The sequence below is a fragment of the Streptomyces sp. NBRC 110028 genome, assembly GCF_001417735.1.
Classification (GTDB): Bacteria; Actinomycetota; Actinomycetes; order Streptomycetales; family Streptomycetaceae; genus Streptomyces.
In genome coordinates, this window is sequence record NZ_BBUZ01000030.1 from 26,429 (window position 1) to 45,544 (window position 19,116).

The window sequence follows — 19,116 nt, forward strand, 5'->3', positions numbered from 1 at the left end:
CGGGCGACCCTACCCGACCGGTTTCCCCTGCTCAGCCGCCCCCGGCGCGCGCTTCCGCGCTCGGGCGTGCGCCGCCGCCAGAGCCTCGCGCGAGCGGTCCACGCGGATCGGCAGATCGCGCACCCGCTGCCCGGTCGCATGGTGGAAGGCGTTGGCGATCGCCGCCGCCGCGCCCACGATGCCCAGCTCGCCGATGCCCTTGCCGCGCACCGGATTGGGAGTGTCGTCCCGCTCGTCCAGCCAGACCGCCTCCAGCTTCGGGACATCGGCGCTGGCCGCCACGTGGTAGCCCGCGAAGTCGTGGTTGGCGAAGTCGCCGAAGACCGGATCGACCTCGCCGATCTCCAGCAGCGCCATCGACAGACCCATGGTCATGGCGCCCAGGAACTGCGAACGGGCCGTCTTCGGATTGACGATCCGCCCCGCGGCGAACACGCCCAGCATCCGGTCGACACGGACCTCGCCGGTGTCGGTGTCCACCCGGACCCGCGCGAAGTGGGCGCCGAAGGAGTGGCGGGAGAGCGAGGCCCGCAGTTCCACGTCCTTGATGGTGTCGGCCCGCGCCTCCAGCCCCCCGTCCGGGACCGCGCCGCCGTGGTTGTCCAGCTCCGCCAGCAGCGCACGGCAGGCCTTGTCCACCGCCCAGCCCCAGGAGGCCGTGCCCATCGAACCGCCCGCGAACGGCGCCATGCCGAGCGAGGCGCGCCCGATCTCCAGCCGCAGCCGCTCGACCGGGACGTCGAGGGCGTCCGCCGCCAGCTGGGTCAGCGCGGTGCGCCCGCCGGTCCCGATGTCGACGGCGCCGACCCGTACCGTGAACGTCCCGTCGGCCTCGGCCCGCGCCGTCGCCGAGGAGGGGAACACATAGTCCGGGTGGTGCGCGGAGGCCACGCCGGTGCCCACCAGCCAGCGCCCCTCGCGCCGGATGCCGGGCTTCGGATCGCGCAGCGCCCAGTCGAAGCGCGCGGCGCCCTCCCGCAGACACTCCACCAGACCGCGGCTGCTGAAGGGCTTGCCGCTGTCGGGGTCGACACCGGTGTCATTGCGGATCCGCAGCTCGACGGGGTCGATCTCCAGCTCGGTGGCCAGCTCGTCCATGGCCGACTCCAGCGCGAACATGCCCGGAGTGTGGCCGGGCGCGCGGAACCACGCCGGGGTGAGCACATCGAGCGGCGCCACCTTGACCGTCGTACGGACATGGGGCGCGCCGTACATCATCCGCGTCGAGCTCCCCGTCTGGTCCGCGAAGTCCACCATCGCGGAGCACTGCTGCACCACCTCGTGGTCGATCGCGGTCAGCCGCCCGTCGCGCTCGGCACCCAGCCGGATCCGCTGGATGGTGGGCGCCCGGTAGGGGATCAGCTGGAACATCTGCTGCCGGGTCAGCGCGATCTTCACCGGCCGGTCGAGGTGCTTCGCGGCGAGCCCCGCCAGCACGGCGGGGGAGCGCGGAATGCCCTTGGAGCCGAAACCGCCGCCGACGTACTCCGCGACGACCTCCACCGCGCCCTCTTCGAGCCCGAACACCGCCGCCAGCAGCTGGGAGGACATGAACGGGCCCTGATCGGAGTTGTACAGCGTCAGCCGGTCCCCGTCCCAGACGGCGATGGCGGCATGCGGCTCCATCGGGCTGGTGTGCTCCACCGGGGTGGTGTACACGGCCTCGGTCCGCACCGGCGCGGCCGCCAGCGCACCCTCGGTGTCACCGCGCTCGACGAACCCGGGGCTGCCGTCGGTCACCTGCTCGGCGACACGGGCCCGCTCGTCGTCGAAGCGCAGCAGCACATCGTGCGGCTCCTGCTCGTAGCTCACCCGCACCGCCGCCGCGCCCTCGCGCGCCGCCTCCAGCGACGTGGCCACCACCGCGGCCACGATCTGGCCGTGGTACGCCACCTCGGGGGATTGCAGCACGAACAGATCGGGGCTCGCCGGTGCCTCCGTGTTCAGCCGGGGGGCGTTGCCGGAGTCCAGCACCGCCAGCACACCGGGCAGGGCCAGCGCCGGGGCGCCGTCGACCGCCGTCACCCGGCCGCGGGCGATGGTGGCCTGCACCGGCCACACATAGCCCACGTCGGGCGTCGGGAACTCATACGCGTAGCACGCCGCGCCGGTGACCTTGTCGAGGCCGTCGATCCGGGTCATCGGCGCGCCGACGGTCTGCCGGGTGGTGGTCGCGGTGGTCATGCGCGGTCCTTCCTCACGACGAGATCGCGGATGACCGCGACGATGAGATCGGTGGCCAGGTCCACCTTGAACGCGTTGTCCGGCAGCGGGCGCGCCCGCGCCAGTTCGGCGCGGGCCGCCTCGCGCAGCGTGTCCTCGTCCGGCAGGGCGCCGCGCAGCCGCTCCTCGGCGATCCGGGCGCGCCACGGGCGCGGCGCCACGCCGCCGAGCGCGACCGCCACGTCCGTGAGCGTGCCGTCCTCCGCCACCGACACCGAGGCCGCCACGCTCACCAGCGCGAAAGCGTACGACCAGCGGTCGCGCACCTTGCGGTACCGCATGGCGGCGCCGCCCGGGGGAGGGGGCAGCTCGATGGCGGTGATGAGGTCCCCGTGGCCGAGCACGGTCTCCCGGTGCGGAGTGTCACCGGGCAGCCGGTACAGCTCCTCGACCGGGACGGTGCGTGTGGCGCCGTCCACCGATCGCAGATGCGCCACCGCGTCCAGCGCGACGAGCGCCACCGCCATGTCGGAGGGATGGGAGGCCACACAGTGGTCGGAGGTGCCCAGCACGGCCAGGTCGCGGTGCGCGCCCCCGATGGCCGGACAACCCGAGCCCGGTTCACGCTTGTTGCACGGCTTGGACACGTCCTGGAAGTACACGCAGCGGGTGCGCTGCAGCAGATTGCCACCCACCGTGGCCACCGTCCGCAACTGCCCGGAGGCGCCCGCCAGCAGCGCCTGTGCCAGCAGCGGGAAGCGCTCCCGGACGCCCGGGTCGCCCGCCAGGTCGCCGTTGCGCACGGTGGCGCCGATCAGCGCCGAACCGTCGGCGCGGTGCTCGATCCGGTCGTACGGCAGCCGGGACACGTCGATCAGCAGCCCCGGGTCCGCCACCCCGAGCTTCATCAGGTCCACGAGATTGGTCCCGCCGCCCAGATACGTGGCGTCGGGCCGCTCGGTCATCAGTGCGGCCGCCTCGGCGGCATCGCCCGCACGGGCGTAGGCGAACTCCTTCACCGCACGCCTCCGGTCGCGCTCGCCGACCGGGTGCCCTCGGCGCCCTCGGCACCGGCCGCCTCCATGATGGCGTCCACGATCCCGCCGTAGGCGCCGCAGCGGCACAGATTGCCGCTCATGCGCTCGCGCACCTCCGCCTCGTCCAGCCCCGCGGCGCCCGGCACTCCGACGGCGGTGTCCTCGGTGACATGGCTCGGCCAGCCTCGCCGGGCCTCGCCGAGCGCCCCGATCGCCGAGCAGATCTGGCCCGGCGTGCAGTAGCCGCACTGGAGACCGTCATGGTCGAGGAACGCCTGCTGCACCGGGTGCAGCCCGGCGCCGCCGGCCAGATCCGCGACCCCCTCGATCGAGACGATCTCCCGCCCCTCGGCCGCCACCGCGAACATCAGGCAGCTGTTCACCCGCTCGCCGTCCATCAGCACCGTGCAGGCGCCGCATTGCCCGTGGTCACAGCCCTTCTTGGTGCCCGTGAGACCAACGCGCTCGCGCAGCACGTCGAGCAGTGTCGTCCGGTTGTCGATGGTCAAGCCGTGGGTCGTGCCGTTGATCCGCAAACTGATGTCGCTACTCGGAGAGCGATGTGAGAGGCTCATACATTGAATGTATCAACCTCTTACATTCCTGGCGAGGAGAATGAGGAACCATGCGAGACGTCGAAGCGGAGATGCACCGATGGTGGCGCGCCGGTGAGACCTTCGCCCGGGCGACGGTGGTCGCCACCTGGCACTCCTCACCGCTGCCACCGGGCACGAGCATGCTGGTCGGACCCGACGGGTCCGCCGTCGGCAGCGTCTCCGGAGGGTGTGTGGAGGGCGCGGTCTACGAACTGGCCCAGGAGGTCACCGCAAGCGGCACACCGGTCCTCGAGCGCTACGGGGTCAGCGATGACGACGCCTTCGCGGTCGGCCTGACCTGCGGGGGAGTCATCGACGTCTTCGTGGAGCGCGTCGACCGCGCCGCCTTCCCCGAATACGACGAGGTGGCCGCGGCGGTGCGGAAAAGCGAACCGGTGGCCGAGGTCATCTGCGTGGCCGTCGCCGGCCCCGACCCGGCCGGGCGGCTCGGCCGGCGGCTGGTGGTCCGGCCGGACACCGCCACCGGCTCGCTGGGCTCGCCGCGGCTGGACGCGGCGGTCGCCGAGGACGCGCGCGGACTGCTGGCGGGCGGGCGCACCGGCACCCTGCGCTACGGCTACGACGGTGTCCGCACCGACGAGGAGTTGACCCTGTTCGTGTCGGCGCACGCCGCACCGCCACGGATGCTGGTCTTCGGCGCCGTCGACTTCGCGGCGGCCATGGCCCGTATCGGCGGGTACCTCGGCTACCACGTCACCGTCTGCGACGCGCGGCCCGTCTTCGCGACGAAGCGCCGCTTCCCCGAGGCCCACGAGGTGGTGGCCGACTGGCCGCACCGCTATCTGCGCACCGAGGCCGAGGCGGGCCGGGTGGACGAGCGGACCGTGGTGTGCGTCCTCACCCACGACCCGAAGTTCGACGTGCCGCTGCTGGAGGAGGCGCTGCGGCTGCCGCTGGCGTACGTCGGCGCCATGGGCTCCCGGCGCACCCACGAGGACCGGCTGCGCCGGCTGCGCGACACCGGGATCGGTGAGGACCGGCTGGCCCGGCTCGCCTCCCCGATCGGCCTGGACCTCGGCGCCCGGACCCCCGAGGAGACCGCGGTCAGCATCGCCGCCGAGATCATCGCCGATCGCTGGGACGGCAGCGGCGCCCGGCTGACCTCGCTCACCGGCCGCATCCACGGGCCCCATTCGGTGCGCCCGGCGGCCGAGGGCTGAGACGGGCACACGGCCCCCGGCCGCGGACCGCCATCATGGTCCGACGACCGAAGCGGGCACAGGAGGAGACCACAACAGCCGTGGAAACCGCACGTAGTACGGACGACACCGGAGAACCACGCCAGGGCGACCCGATCGCCGACCCGCCCGAGGGCACGGCCGCCCCGCCGAAGACCGGCTGGCGCCGCTGGGTCATGGACACCCGGCCGCTGCGCCACCGCCCCTTCCGCCGGCTGTGGACCTCCACCACCGTCACCGCCGTCGGCAGTCAGCTGACCGCCGTCGCCGTGCCCAAGCAGATCTACGACATCACCGACTCCTCGGCCTGGGTCGGTTATGCGAGTTTCGCCGGACTCGTGCCGCTCGTGGTGTTCGGGCTGTGGGGCGGCGTGGTGGCCGACCGGATGGACCGGCGCACCCTGATGCTGGTCACCAACGTGGGGATCGCCGTCACCTCGCTGCTGTTCTGGGCGCAGTCCTTCGCCGGTCTCGACTCGGTGGCGCTGCTGATCGTGCTGCTCGCCGCCCAGCAGGGGTTCTTCGGGATGAACTCCCCGGCCCGCAACGCCTCCATCGCCCGGCTCGTCCCCGCCCATGAGCTGCCCGCCGCGGGCGCCCTGCAGTCCACCGTCGCCCAGACGGGCATGATCGTCGGCCCGCTGCTGGCGGGCGCGCTGATACCCGTCGTCGGCCTGCCCGCCCTCTACCTGGCCGACGCCGTCGCGCTCTGCGCCACGCTGTGGGCCGTCTGGCGGCTTCCCGCCCTGCCACCTCTGTCGTCGTCCGTGCGCGAGTCCTCCGTGCGGGAGGGCGAGCCGGACGGGAGGTCGCGGGCCGGATGGCGCGATGTGGCCGACGGGTTCCGCTACATCACCGCCCACCGGGTGCTGCTGCTGTCCTTCCTCGCGGACATCATCGCCATGGTCTTCGGCATGCCCCGGGCGCTGTTCCCCCAGCTCGCCTCGCACACCTACGCGCCCTGGGGCGAGGGCTTCGCGCTCGGCCTGCTCTTCGCCGCGATCCCGCTCGGGGCGGTGGCCGGCGGGCTGCTGTCGGGCACCTTCTCACGGGCCCGCCGCCACGGCCTCATGGTCATCGTCGCCGTGGTGGCCTGGGGCCTGGCCATCAGCGGCGTCGGCCTCAGCTCCAGCCTGTGGTGGGCGGCCGCGTTCCTCGCCGTCGCCGGCGTGGCCGACATGGTGTCCATGGTGTTCCGCGGCGCGATCCTCCAGTCCGCGGCCACCGACCACATGCGCGGCCGGATGCAGGGCGTGTTCACCGTCGTGGTGGCGGGCGGCCCGCGCATCGCCGATCTGCTGCACGGCACGGCGGGCTCCCTCCTCGGGCCGCGCACCGCGGTCGCCGCGGGTGGGCTGCTGGTCGCCGTGCTGATGCTCGGCCTGGCCGTCGCGGTGCCCGGCTTCCGGCGCTACACGGCCTGAGGGCCGCCCCGCGCGCGCCCACGGACGGGCGCGCGCGGGGCCGCCCGGTCTCAGGCGCCGCGCTCGTCGCGGTCCTGACCCCAGTAGGTGTGGAACGAACCGTCGCGGTCGGTGCGCCGGTAGGTGTGGGCGCCGAAGAAGTCCCGCTGCCCCTGCACCAGCGCCGCGGGCAGCCGCTCCGAGCGCAGCGCGTCGTAGTACGCCAGCGCCGCCGAGAAGCCCGGCGCCGGGACGCCCAGCTCGACGGAGGTGGACACCACCCGCCGCCAGGCGTCCTGCGCCTCGCCCAGCGCCTGCGAGAAGTAGTCGTCGGCCAGCAGCGTGACCGGCTTGTGCTCCTTGCCGTACGCCTCGGTGATCCGGTTCAGGAAGCGGGCCCGGATGATGCAGCCGCCGCGCCAGATGCGGGCCACCGCACCGGGGTCGATGTCCCAGCCGTACTCCTGGCTGCCCGCCTGGATCTGGTGGATGCCCTGCGCGTACGCCACGATCTTCGACGCGTACAGGGCCTGCTCGACCTCATCGGCGAACCGCTCCGCCGCCTCGCCCGTGAGCCGCTCGGCGGCGGGCCCGGGCAGCCCCTGCGCGGCGTCCCGCACATCGGCGTGGCCCGACAGCGAGCGCGCGAACACCGCCTCTGCGATACCGCTCACCGGAACGCCCAGGTCCAGTGCGGTCTGCACGGTCCAGCGGCCGGTGCCCTTCTGCTCGGCCTGGTCCAGTACCACGTCCACGAACGGCTTGCCCGTCGCGGCATCGGTGTGCGCCAGCACCTCGGCGGTGATCTCGATCAGATACGACTCCAGCCGACCGCCGTTCCAGGTGCGGAACACCTCCGCGATCTCGCCCGGCGTGAGCCCCAGGGCGCGGCGCAGCAGGTCGTACGACTCCGCGATGAGCTGCATGTCCGCGTACTCGATGCCGTTGTGGACCATCTTCACGAAGTGTCCGGCGCCGTCCGGGCCGATGTGGGTGCAGCACGGCGTGCCGTCCACCTTGGCGGAGATGCTCTCCAGCAGCGGGCCGAGCGACTTGTAGGATTCCACCGAACCGCCGGGCATGATGCTGGGCCCGTTGAGGGCGCCCTCCTCGCCGCCGGAGATGCCGGTGCCGACGAAGTGCAGCCCGCGCTCGCGCAGCGCCTTCTCCCGGCGCCGGGTGTCCTCGAAGTGTGCGTTGCCCCCGTCGATGATCACGTCGCCCTCTTCGAGGAGGGGTGCGAATTCCTCGATGACGGCGTCGGTGGGCGCCCCCGCCTTGACCATGATGACCAGCCGCCGCGGCCGCTGGAGGGCGGCGACGAATTCCGCGGCGGTCTCGGTGGCGACGAAGTCACCCTCGTGGCCGTGCTCCTCGATCAGGGCCTTGGTCTTGGCAGACGTGCGGTTGTGGAGGGCGACGGTGTGCCCGTGCCGGGCGAAGTTGCGGGCGAGGTTGCTGCCCATGACAGCGAGTCCGGTGACGCCGATCTGGGCGGTGGGCTGGGTGGTGGACGGGCTGGGCATACGGTGTTCCACTCCTGTCACGCGCGTCGAAATCTTATGCGAGCAGCAACGACCAGGGGGCGGGGGTCCCTCCCGCTCGGTCAGCCGGGTTTCGCCCGGTCATAGTTACACGATGTGCTCGGCGCGTGGATGCGTGTCCGAAGAAAGCGGCCGGAGTGTGTCAGGTTTCTCCCACTTGCGCGAGGCGCCACCTTGTGGCGTATCCACAAGGTGGCGCGACGGGTGTGCTGTGGGCCACTGGACCCGAATGGCGGAAGCGGCGGCTACGAGCCGGTGCTCAGCGTTCCCTGTTCCCGGTCGGCGATGGTGGCCAGTGCCCGGCCTACCAATGCTCGATAGGCACTGATCTCAGGAGCCCGGTCCTCCATGATCCGGCGACCCTCCCTGCCGATGAGCGAGCGCGCCACGCGGGAGCGTCCCACCGCGCGATCACATGTGGCGTCGGCGACCGCTTGGGAGACCTCCCGGTGGTGCAGCCGCTCGACGCGGGTGCGGGACATCGTCTGCTGCCTGCTCGCCGCGCGGGCGATCCGATTCCTCGCGTCGTCGGGGGAGCTGAACCGGAAACCGTGCGAGGACATACAGTCGCTCCAGGGCTTCACGGTGGCTGTGAGCTCACGTGCTGCTCGCACGCGATTGTCCACCTCTGCGGGCAGATTCACCACGGTGGTGTTGGCGATCAGCCACTTCTTGAGGTCTCCGTAGAGCCGCTTCTCCGCCTGGGCGGTGCAGCCGTCGGTGTAGACGAAGGTGACCTCCCCGGAGGGCAGACGGGCGTCGAGACGGTGCGCCGGAGTACCGAAGAGAGCCGCGGAGTAGCGCTCCTGGCGCCGGCGGGACAGGGACGCGGCGTAGGCCGCGTTGGGGTCGGTCGGCTTCGCCGTACGTACGGTGGTAACGCCGTAACCGAACCGGCGGTGGAGCGGTATGTCGTCGCCGCGGTCAAGTCCCCGTGCCGCCGCGGCGTCGCCGTCCGCCGGATGCCATGACACCGGCTGATAGTGCCATCCGCGCCGGGCCATACAAGCGGCGATGGCGTGTTCCTGCGCCTCGAACAGCCGCTTGCGTGTCGTCGGGGCGCCCCGTAACCGGTCCAGATCCTTCGTCGCCGCCGGAGCCGACGTGCTGGAGGCGGTGATCGGCGCATCGCCGCGGTCAGCGGTGCAGGCAGTGGTGAGCAACAGGGCGAGAGCCGAACACGCCGCGCCCAGTGACGCTTTTGACCAGGGCGAGCGCGGGTGACGTGCGGACACGGGGGAACCTCCACAGCGGGGGCGGGAGCCCGCGCTGTCTTGGGCGACAGCGCGGGACCGGGACGGCCGGTGGCCGCCTGTTGACGCGTCTTCAGCAGTTCCAGGTCCAGATGTTTCCTTCGCCCCGGTTGGCGGGGTTGTGGTGCGACCAGCCGTGTCCCTTGGGCAGGCAGCCGAGGGTCCGGCCGCCGTCGCCGATGAGGTAGACGCCCATGCCGGAGGTGCCGGAGTTCCACGACGACTCGTCGTTGTGCCACGAGCCGAAGTCCCGCCAGCTGCGGTTGGTGTCCTTGTAGATGTAGCGGGTGCCCTCGTAGTTGTACAAGGACCAGACGCAGTAGTAGCCCGAGACGCACTGCTGGGCCTGCGGGGACGCGGTCGCGGCGGTTGCCGGTCCGGATACGGCAACACCACCCACGGTCGCCAGGGCCAGGGCGGCCGCTGAGGCGGCGGCGCGGAAATTGATTTTCACGGTGCATGCACTCCTTCGGGATCGTGACGCCAGTGCCGGATTTCGAGCACAGCAACAGGCAACCGCTCGTGCATAAAAGCTCAGTGAATTCAGGTGTCACCGAACTGACGTTCTCCTTCGAAGGTCTTTGTCCTGGTCACTGCCGCTTCCCATGACCTGTCCGGTAGCGCGGAAAGTCTCGCGATCGGACTTTCGGAATCGTGGCTGGTTGCGCACTGGGGCCGCTTCTACCGGGGGACTACCGTGATCAGGCATCCGTTGAAAAGGAGCATGGGGGCGAGCGGAGAGTGGATCAAGCAGTCTTCAGACGGCTGTGTGAGGAGCGTCAGTGGGGTCGGCCAGAGGCGTTTCTCAGGGCGTACGCCAGGGTCGCGGCCCGCCTGGGGGAGCCCGAGCAGGTGACGGCGCGGCAGTTTCACCGCTGGCGGCAGCCTGATCCACCGTGCCCGGGACCGTCTCGGCAGCGGGTGCTGGAAGAGATGTTCGACATGCCCCTGGAGCAGCTTGGCTTTAGCCTGCCCTCGCACCGCCGCCGATCGACGGCGGCCACACCCACCGCATCTGATTCCACCACCGATGCGCGGTTGCCGTCGGAGAAGGACGGTGCCACCGGAAGACTGGACACGCCGCACGGTGCCGCGGGCACGGCGTTACGGTTCGCCGTGCTGGGGCCGGTTCGTATCTGGCGTGGTGAACACGCACTTGCCACCCTCAGTCCGCAGGAACAGGCCCTGATGTGTGTGCTGCTGCTCCGGCAGGGACGCACGGCCACCGCGGACGAGTTGGTCGACGCGGTGTGGGGGGAAACGCCGCCGCCCGAAGTGATCGCGGGATTGCGTACCTATGCCTTCCGGCTGCGTCGGAAGCTGGGGCCTGGCGTACTGGTCTCGGAAGCCGGGGGATACGCGCTCCGAGCGGGGCCGGAGACGCTGGACCTCGAACTCTGCCGGAGGTACGAGGCGCAAGCGAGGCGTGCCCGGGCGGAAGGGGATCCGTCCGAGGCGCGGAAACTGCTGCACACCGCGCTCGGGTTGTGGGACGGGCAACCGCTGGCCGGGGTCCCCGGCCCGTACGCGCAGGCCCAGCGCGGTCGTCTGCAGGAGTGGCGCCTGGCCCTGTGGGAGGCCGGCTTCGAACTCGGCCTGGAATCGGGCCTCCACACGGAGATGGTCTCGGAGCTGACAGCGTTCACGGCCGAGCACCCGCTGCGGGAGCGGCCGCGCGGCATGTTGATGCTGGCGCTCTACCGCAGTGGTCGGCAAGCCGAGGCCCTGGGCCTCTACGCCGATACGCGCCGGCTGCTCGCCGCAGAACTCGGCGTGGACCCCGGCCCCGATCTCGAGCGGCTCCACCAGCGCATCCTGCGTGCCGACCCCGCCCTCGCCGCCCCGCCCGCCGCCCCGATGGACGCGGCGGCCGTCCACCCTACGGTCCCGCGCCCGGCGCAACTCCCCGCGCCGCCGACCGACTTCACCGGCCGCCGGGCCGCCGTGGACGCCCTGCGGGGGCAGCTGCTGCGCCCGCGCGGAACAGCGGTGGCCGTCGCCGCGGTGCACGGACTGGGCGGGGTGGGCAAGACCGCGCTGGCCGTGTACGTCGCCCAGTCCGTACGGGAACATTTTCCCGACGGACAGCTGTACGCGGACCTGATGGGCCACGGCCCGCGCCCGGCCGAGCCCGCGGCGGTGCTCGGCACCTTCCTGCGCGCCCTGGGAACCCCGCCCGCCGCCCTTCCCGAGGGCACGCAGGAGCGGGCGGCGCTGTACCGCTCGCTCCTGGCCGACCGCCGCGTCCTGGTGCTGCTGGACAACGCGCACAGCGCGGCCCGGATACGTCCGTTGCTGCCCGGGGCCCGGGGCTGTGCGGTCCTGGTCACCAGCCGTGCCCGCATGGCGGATCTCGACGGCGCCGGCCTGGTCGGTCTGGATGTCATGGACCCGCCGGAAGCCTTGGCTCTCTTCACCCGGATCGTGGGCCCGGCCCGGGCCGCGGAAGAGCCCGAGGCCTGCCAGGAGACGGTCGCGGCTTGCGGCTTCCTGCCGCTGGCGATCCGTATCGCCGCAGCCCGGCTGGCCGCCCGTCCGGCCTGGAAGGTCACTTCCCTGACCCGTCGGCTGGCCGATGAGCACCATCGGCTCCATGAGCTGCGCACCGGCGACCTGGCCGTCGAGGCCTCCTTCGCCCTGGGCTACGGGCAGCTGCCCCCGGAGCAGGCACGGGCCTTCCGCCTGCTCGCCCTCCCGGACGTGCCGAGTCTGTCCCTCCCCACGGCCGCCACCGTCCTCCGCCGCGACCCACGGGGCGATCGCGCCACCGCGTCCCTGCTGGAATCCCTGGTCGACCTGAGCATGCTGGAGTCGGCCGCGTCCGATCGCTGGCACTACCACGACCTGCTGCGTCTCTACGCCCGCGAGCGCGCCGAAGCCGAGGAGACCGGTGCGGAACGCCGGGCAGTCCTGGCCCGGCTCCTCGACTTCTACCTGGCCACCGCCACCGCCACCTACGCGCTGCACAACCCCGGCGACCGGCTGCTCGGCCATCTGGCCCCGACCACCTGGCCCGGGCTTCAGTTCGACGACAGCAAACCCGCGCTGAACTGGCTCTTCGACGAAGGGCCCGCGCTGCTCGCCACCGTCCACCAGGCGGTCGACGAGCCGACCCTGCTGCCCCGCGCGGCCGATCTGCTGCTCGCCGGCCAGGACCTGATGGAATCCGGCACCTGTGTGCACCAGTACGAGCAGGCCGCCCAAGCGGTGGCCGACCGTGCCGGCGCCGAGCGGGACACCGGGGCCGAGGGACGGGCCCGGCTCCTCCTCGGCCAGGCGCACCATCTCGCCGGCCGGCTGGACCAGGCACGGGCCCAGGCGCGGCTCGCCCTCACCCTCGGCCGGACCGCCCAGGACCCCCTCACCCACAGCTATGCGCTGAACCTGCAGGGCAACCTCGCCACCGCCCGGAACCGCCACGAGGAGGCGGCGGCCCGCTACCGGCAGGCCATGGAGGTCTTCCGGGCCGATGCCAACCGCTACGGCGAGACCACCATGCTCATGAACATCGCCAGAGCCGACCTGGAACTCGGCCGGAGCGAGCAGGCCATCGCCGCCTGCGAGCAAGCCGTCGAATCCTGGCAGGAACTCGGCGCCCGGCTTCGCCTGGCCAACGGCCACTACGCCCTGGCCCTCGCCCTCCACCGGGCCCATCGCCATGAGCAGGCTCTGTCCCAGCTCCAGCGGGCGCTGGACGGATTCGAGGAAACCAGACAGCCCTTCTGGCAGGGCATGACCCACTACCGGATGGCCCAGGCGGAACTGGCCCTGCTCCATCCCCAGCGGGCCGCCGTCCAGGCCGAACACGCCCTCGCCCTGCTCAACGACCTCGGCGGCGATCAGCGCCGCGCCCATGCGCTGACCGTGCTCGGGCGGGCGCTGGAACAGCTCGGCCAGTCCGGACGGGCCCGCACCTGCTGGGAGCAGGCACTGCGCCTCCTCGGCCGGTCCGGCACCCCCGAAGCCGACGAGGTACGAGCCCTGCTGGAAGCCCGCCCGTGATGCCGAGGCCCCGCCGGCCCCCGGCACCGGGCGAAGGCCGGGCCGGTGCGCGCCCGGACCCCGTGGCGCGCACCGGCTTCCACCCCTGTCAGCCGGCCGCCGACGTGCCCGCCGACCGCGGCGGCGGCCAGTTCCCCGTCCCCGTCCCCGTCACGACTCCGGCCGAAGCGCGGGCGACCGTGGTGTACCTGTCCTGGTTGCGCATGGTGATTCCTCCCCGTGTCGAGCCCGTCGGGCTCGCGTGGACAGCCCGCCCCTCGATCGGGGCTGGGCAGGTCATGACCGGGTCCGGGAAAGCGCCGTGCCCCCCGGCCTTCTGGTCCCGGCCACCTCCGACTTCAGCCGCCGCGGCATTGAATGACAGCCACCTCCCACCAGGCTGATCAATGGCCGCGACGCCGGGAGGGGAGCGCGGGTGGGCGGGACGGACAGGGAAGGATCACCCATGGCGGGTCGCCGTGAGACGCCGCTGGATCCGGCCGAGGGGCCGGTGCAGCGGTTCGCATACGAGTTGCGCAAGCTGCGTCAGGAAGCCGGAGGTCCCACCTACCGGGCGATGGCGCGGAAGTCGGACCACGGGGCGAGCACGCTGTCCCAGGCCGCCGCGGGGGAGCGGCTGCCGACCCTGCCGGTCGTCCTGGCCTACGTACGGGCGTGCGGAGGGGACGCCGAGGAGTGGGAGCGGCGCTGGCGGCAGGCGGCCGAGGAGGACGCCGCCGAGCCGCGGGCGGAGGACGGCACCCCCGAGCCGTATCGAGGGCTGGCCCGTTTCGAACTGGACGACGCGGCCCTGTACTTCGGCCGCGACCAGCTCATCGAGGACGTGTTGCGGCTGACCCGCGGCCGACGCCTGGCCGCCGTGGTCGGAGCCTCCGGCAGCGGCAAGTCGTCCCTCCTGCGGGCCGGACTCATCCCCCGTCTGCGAACGGCCGACGATCCGCGGCCCGCAGGCGTACGCATCATCACGCCGGGCGAGCACCCGCTGCGCGACCGCGACCGCCGGCTCACCCCGAAGGACGCCGCGAGCGGCGACACCTGGCTGATCGTCGACCAGTTCGAGGAGCTGTACACCCTCTGCACCGACCCGGCCGAACGGACGGCCTTCATCGAGCTGCTGCTGGAGGCCATGGATCCCGGCAGCGGGATGCGGGTGCTGATCTCGGTACGGGCCGACTTCTTCGGCAACCTGGCCGGTCATCAGCCGCTGGCCGACGCGCTGCGCGACGCCACCCTCCTGACGCCGCCCATGAACGGCGACGAGCTGCGGGAAGCGATCGTCAGACCCGCCCAGGCCACCGGGCTGATCGTCGAACGCGCCCTGACCTCCCGCGTCATCGCGGAAGTGGAAGGCGAGCCGGGCGGACTACCGCTGATGTCCCACGCCCTGCTGGAGACCTGGCGCCGCCGCAAGGGCCGCGCCCTGACCATGGAGAACTACGAGGCGAGCGGCGGACTGCACGGCGCGATCGCCCGCACCGCCGAGGAGGTCCACAGCCGGTTCAGCCCCGCCCAGGCCGACATCGCCCAGAGCGTTCTGCTGCGGCTGATCTCCCCGGGGGACGGTACGCCCGACACCCGCCGCCCCACCCGACGCGACGAACTCGACTTCGGCGAGGAGGGTGACACCGCCACCGTCATCGAACGCCTCGCCCTCGCCCGGCTGGTCACCCTCGACGGGGACACGATCGACCTGGCCCACGAAGCCCTGATCACCGCCTGGCCCCGGCTCCGGGGCTGGATCGACGCGGAGCGCGACCGGTTGCGCGTCCACCGCCGGCTCACCGAGGCGGCCACCACGTGGCGGGACCTCGGCCGCGATCCGGGGGCCCTGTACCGCGGAGCGCGTCTGACCGTCGCACAGGAGGTGTTCTCCCAGCCCGGCTGGGACGCCCGTCTCATCCCGCTGGAGCGGGAGTTCCTCCGCGCCAGCGGCACGGCGCTCACCCGGGAACGCCGCCGGCGGCACGGTCTGGTCACCACGTTGTCCCTGTTGCTGGTGGCGTCCCTGGTGGCCGGTGTGGTCGCCTGGCAGCAGAACCGCACCAGCGACGAGCGCCGGGTGCAGGCCGCGGCCCGGCGCGTGGCCGCCGTGGCGGAGAACCTGCGCTACTCGGACCCGGTCACCGCGATGCGGCTGAGCCTGGCCGCCTGGCGTACCGCCCCCACCACGGAGACCCGGTCGGCGCTGCTGGGGGCGATGGAACAGCGGGAGGAGGACCGGTTCGCCCCGGTGTCCGAAGACCTGGCCGATCAGCTCTTCCTCAGCGACGACGGACGTGTGCTGGTCCAGGCGACCGGTCGACAGGTGACGACCTGGGACGTCTCCGGCCACCGCAGGACCGGGCGGTACCCCGGCATCGGTGACGACTGGGACGTGAGCGCGCTGAGCCCCGACGGCCGTCGGCTCGCCCTGTCCGGGGACGGCGGGCTGGTCCTGTGGGACGTGGCCGCGGGACACCGGGTCGGCCCACCTCTCAGCTCGCGATGGCCGACGACGGCGGTCTTCGGCCCGAGCGGCCGCACGGTCCTGGCCGACGACGGCCTGGGCGGCGACACCGTCACGGTTCGCCTGTGGGACCTGGACCGCCGCCGCACGCTCTTCGAGCAGCGGGTGCCGGGACTCGGCAAAGCGGCTGTCAGCCGGGACGACCGCCTGGTGGGACTGTGTCCGGAAGACGGGCGGATACGACTCTGGCGGGTCGCTGGACAGCGCCCGGTGACGCTGCGGAACGCCTACCGGGTGGGGGAGTCCGACGAGTGCGCCGTGGCGTTCAGCCCCGACGGCCGCCGGGTGGCCTTCGGCGTCGGAGAGCGGGCGGGCACCTGGGACACGGCCACCGGCCGGCGGGTCGACGAGTTCCGGGGCAACGGATCCGCTGCGCTGCGCTACACCGAGGACGGAAAGTTCCTGGTGACCTCGGGGCAGCGGGGAATCCAGGTATGGCGGCCACCGGTGTCCGACGGCCCCGTTTTCCAATACGCCACCACAGCGGACTCGGCGAGCGACTTCAGTATCGACCCCGGCGCCCGGTTCATCCGTTACATCGCCGACGCGGGCCCCGACACCGGGGCCGGGAAAGCCGTCCGCACGGTCAGCCTGGGCGATCTGGCACACCAGCGCTGGACCACGGATCCGGCGACGGGCATGTGGCTCGGCCCGGACGGCGCGACGCTGGCCACCGCTCGGCCGTCGCACGGTCAGGAGCGGTTCCGGTTCGTCGATGTGCGCAGCGGCCGCGACAAGGGGAACTCTCCCGGGATCGGCACCTGTTCCGGGGCGGACTCACCGGGCCGGCGGGGCGGTGAGCCGGCCACCTCGTGCTACGGCCTCGTGGCGTTCGCGGCGAACGGACGCAGCGCCGCCTATACGCTGAACTCCGTGGACCAGCCGGGTTCCCGTCAGCGCGTCGTTCTGTGGCGCGAGCGGAGCGGTCCTGTCGAGCTGACCCTGACCATCCGTCCCAGGGCCCTGGTCCGCCGGATCGCGCTGAGCCCCGATGGCTCGACCCTGGCGGTGTCGCTCCGCCAGGGTGCGGAGAGGTGGCGGAGCGAGGTCTGGGACGTCCGTACCCGTACGAGGACGCGGGTCGTCAAGGGCGTCGGCGGCGACGCCCTGACCATCTCTCCCGACGGACGGTGGCTCGTCACATCGGACGGCCACGCCATCGATCTGACGTCCCCCTCGGCGCGGGTCAGGCGGCTTTCGGCCGGGGCCGGCACATCGGCCGTCCCGGCCGCCGGGGGAGCGGCGTCCTGGACGGGCGTCGAGGCGATGGCCTTCAGCCCCGACGGCCGGTATCTGGCGGCGGGCGACCACTCCGGCCGGGTGACCCTGCTCGACGGCGGTCTGAGCAAGCGCCTGGGCACCATGTCCGGGCTGATCACCGACGCCCATCAGGACTCCGCGGCGCCGGTGACCGCGCTGCGCTTCGCCCACGACAGCCGTACCCTGGCCGTGGCCGGACTCGACGGGACCCTCCGGCTGTGGGACGCCGCCGCCAACCAGCCCCTGGGGTCCGTCCTCCCCACCCCGTCCGACCCCGTCCAGTCCGTCGCGTTCAGCCGGGACGACGGCACCGTGACGGTCGCCAGCGATCACATCCCGTCGCAGACGTACCGCGTCTCGGACCACCAGGTGGCCGCTGCGGTCTGCGAACGAGCCCGGGGCGGGCTCTCGCGGAACGACTGGGAGCGGATGATTCCCGAAGTGCCGTACCGCCGGCTCTGCTGAGTGTCCAGCCGCTGGTGAACATGGCGGAGCGGGCGCATGTCGGCTCCCGATCCTGAGGGTCTGGAATCCAGCGCGGCGGTCCGCGGCGGGCCGGGCACCGTGCCCGGGCCCGCCGCGGGCGATACTCAGCGGAATGCCTGGACTACCCGCTTTCCGGCCTCATGGACCCGTCAGCAGGGACCGGCCGGGCGGCAGCCGGCGGCCGAACGTGGCGGCCACGCCTGCGGATCGAGGATGCCCAGCACATACGCCCGGCTGACCAGCGCCAGCCGGGTGGGTGCCGCCAGCAACTCCCGTAGCCGGCCGAGGTGGTAGTCCAGGGTCTGCCGGGAGAGCCGGAGCGAGGCGGCGATCTCGTTGTTGCCGTGCCCGGCGGACAGCAGGGTGAGGATGCGCAACTGCGCCGCGGTGAGCGGTGGCAGCGGCGGGTGCGGCAGGGTGTGGTGGGGCAGTACCGCCCAGACGCCGCGGGCCCGCCGCGAACCGCTGCTGACGGCGGTGAGCAGCACCTGGGCCCGCCACTCGTCGCCCCGGGCGTCGAGGAAGACCGCGGAGGTCTGGAACCGGCGTCGGCGCCGGTTCACCAGATCCCGCCAGGCGTGGCGCAGTCCGGCCAGATCGTCGGCGGGGGCCAGATGGCGGTGGGCGGGGCGGCCGAGCAGATCGGGCACATGGACCCGCAGCAGTTCCGCGGCCGAGGCGCTGACCCGGCGGATCCGGCCGCCCGGCGAGAGCAGGGCGCAGGGCAGACCGCTGTGTTCGGTGAGCGCCCGGAGGTCCTCCTCGGCAGCGCGCCGCCGGCTCAGGGCGAGGGTGTAGTCGGTGATGTCGATGTAGATCCCGGCCACACAGGTCCGGCCACCCTCGGCCACCGGGAAGCGGTGGCCGACCGCGCGCCCGGGTGAGCCGTCGGGGCGGTGGTAGCCGATGGTGTGCCGCACCGGCCTGCCCGAGCTGAGTACCTGCCGGTCCAGGGTCTGGAAGGCCGTCACGTCCTCGGGGGCGTCGACATCGGTGACGCTGCTGCCGATCACGGCGTCGGGGGTGGTGCCGTACAGATGGGCGTAGGCGTGGTTGGCCCACAGGTAGCGGCCGTGGGCGTCGCGGATGAACGCCGCGGCGGGCGCCATGCCGGCGAAGTCGGTGAACGCGGCGTAGCCGTGGTGTCCGAGCTCCAGGGCGCTGATGTCCACCGCGAGCCCGCTGACCCCGCCCCGGCCGTCACCGGCCAGTCGGCCGGAGTAGGAGGTGACGTCGAACAGCCGCCCGCCGAACCGGACCTGGCGGCGGTCGATCCCCGGCTCCCGGCCCTCGGCGGCCGCCCCTTCCCGCGTGGCGCCGGCCGTGCCGCCGAGACTGTCGACGAACCGCTGTGCGGTGCCGGGGTCGTGGAAGGCGCCCCCGCCGCAGTTGACGATGCGCAGCCCCTCATCGGCTTCCCACCATGACACGGGCATGCGCTCGAGCAGCGTACTCAGGCCCATATCGGACACCAGTCGCCTTTCCGGTCCGGCCTCCGGGTGCGGACGGCCGGAGGCATGACCAAGGATTGCCCAGGCCGCGCGCTCACATGCGGCGTATCCAGCCGGAACGCGAAACGTGCGGAGAAGGGCTGAAACCCGCACCCGGCGGTCCCGCTCACGGTGACCCCTTCGTGACACTCAGGCATTTGCCTGAGCGCCCACCCC

At 72.6% G+C, this 19,116-nt stretch carries 11 protein-coding genes; 4 read left to right on the forward strand and 7 right to left on the reverse strand.

Annotated features, from left to right (window positions below; genetic code table 11):
- Nucleotides 1-9: 9 nt before the first annotated feature.
- From ASC60_RS22055 to ASC60_RS22065, 3 genes are read right to left on the reverse strand one after another with little or no spacing between them, the layout of a single operon-like run.
- Complete coding sequence (locus ASC60_RS22055; RefSeq protein ID WP_055553630.1) at nucleotides 10-2,184, reverse strand: xanthine dehydrogenase family protein molybdopterin-binding subunit; 2,175 nt, start codon at nucleotides 2,182-2,184, stop codon at nucleotides 10-12.
- Nucleotides 2,181-3,182 carry a xanthine dehydrogenase family protein subunit M gene (locus ASC60_RS22060; protein ID WP_055553632.1) on the reverse strand — a complete coding sequence of 334 codons (1,002 nt, stop codon included), beginning with the start codon at nucleotides 3,180-3,182 and terminating at the stop codon, nucleotides 2,181-2,183. Before ASC60_RS22060 ends, ASC60_RS22055 begins: the two co-directional genes overlap by 4 nt.
- Nucleotides 3,179-3,775 carry a (2Fe-2S)-binding protein gene (locus tag ASC60_RS22065; protein ID WP_055553634.1) on the reverse strand — a complete coding sequence of 199 codons (597 nt, stop codon included), beginning with the start codon at nucleotides 3,773-3,775 and terminating at the stop codon, nucleotides 3,179-3,181. The genes ASC60_RS22060 and ASC60_RS22065 overlap by 4 nt, the downstream gene beginning before the upstream one ends.
- 50 nt (nucleotides 3,776-3,825) lie before the next feature.
- Between ASC60_RS22065 and ASC60_RS22070 the strand changes: the two genes are divergently transcribed.
- Together ASC60_RS22070 and ASC60_RS22075 are read left to right on the forward strand one after the other, a co-directional pair.
- Nucleotides 3,826-4,977, forward strand: coding sequence for an XdhC/CoxI family protein (locus tag ASC60_RS22070; RefSeq protein WP_055553636.1), 1,152 nt, complete (start codon nucleotides 3,826-3,828; stop codon nucleotides 4,975-4,977).
- 80 nt (nucleotides 4,978-5,057) lie between these two features.
- Nucleotides 5,058-6,419, forward strand: coding sequence for an MFS transporter (locus tag ASC60_RS22075; RefSeq protein WP_055553638.1), 1,362 nt, complete (start codon nucleotides 5,058-5,060; stop codon nucleotides 6,417-6,419).
- Nucleotides 6,420-6,469: 50 nt separating this feature from the next.
- Here ASC60_RS22075 and gndA read toward each other — a convergent pair whose 3' ends face one another.
- The 3 genes from gndA to ASC60_RS22090 form a co-directional block, all read right to left on the reverse strand.
- The gene (gene gndA / locus ASC60_RS22080; RefSeq protein WP_055553640.1) at nucleotides 6,470-7,924 is read right to left on the reverse strand and encodes an NADP-dependent phosphogluconate dehydrogenase; all 1,455 of its coding nucleotides are present in this window, start codon (nucleotides 7,922-7,924) and stop codon (nucleotides 6,470-6,472) included.
- Nucleotides 7,925-8,187: 263 nt separating this feature from the next.
- Nucleotides 8,188-9,177, reverse strand: a complete 990-nt coding sequence (locus ASC60_RS22085; RefSeq protein ID WP_159043298.1) for a hypothetical protein — start codon at nucleotides 9,175-9,177, stop codon at nucleotides 8,188-8,190.
- Nucleotides 9,178-9,268: 91 nt separating this feature from the next.
- Nucleotides 9,269-9,649 (reverse strand): peptidase inhibitor family I36 protein, encoded by a 381-nt coding sequence (locus ASC60_RS22090; RefSeq protein ID WP_055553644.1) that lies wholly within the window; start codon nucleotides 9,647-9,649, stop codon nucleotides 9,269-9,271.
- A gap of 734 nt (nucleotides 9,650-10,383) precedes the next feature.
- Here ASC60_RS22090 and ASC60_RS22095 point away from each other — a divergent pair.
- Nucleotides 10,384-13,197: an AfsR/SARP family transcriptional regulator gene (locus tag ASC60_RS22095; RefSeq protein WP_234357071.1), complete on the forward strand. Its 2,814-nt coding sequence runs from the start codon at nucleotides 10,384-10,386 to the stop codon at nucleotides 13,195-13,197.
- Nucleotides 13,198-13,642: 445 nt separating this feature from the next.
- Nucleotides 13,643-17,428, forward strand: a complete 3,786-nt coding sequence (locus tag ASC60_RS22100) for a hypothetical protein (RefSeq protein WP_055553648.1) — start codon at nucleotides 13,643-13,645, stop codon at nucleotides 17,426-17,428.
- 170 nt (nucleotides 17,429-17,598) lie between these two features.
- Here the strand turns inward: ASC60_RS22100 and ASC60_RS22105 are convergent, their stop codons facing one another.
- Nucleotides 17,599-18,885, reverse strand: a complete 1,287-nt coding sequence (locus ASC60_RS22105; RefSeq protein WP_234357072.1) for a PAS domain-containing protein — start codon at nucleotides 18,883-18,885, stop codon at nucleotides 17,599-17,601.
- Nucleotides 18,886-19,116: the final 231 nt, after the last annotated feature.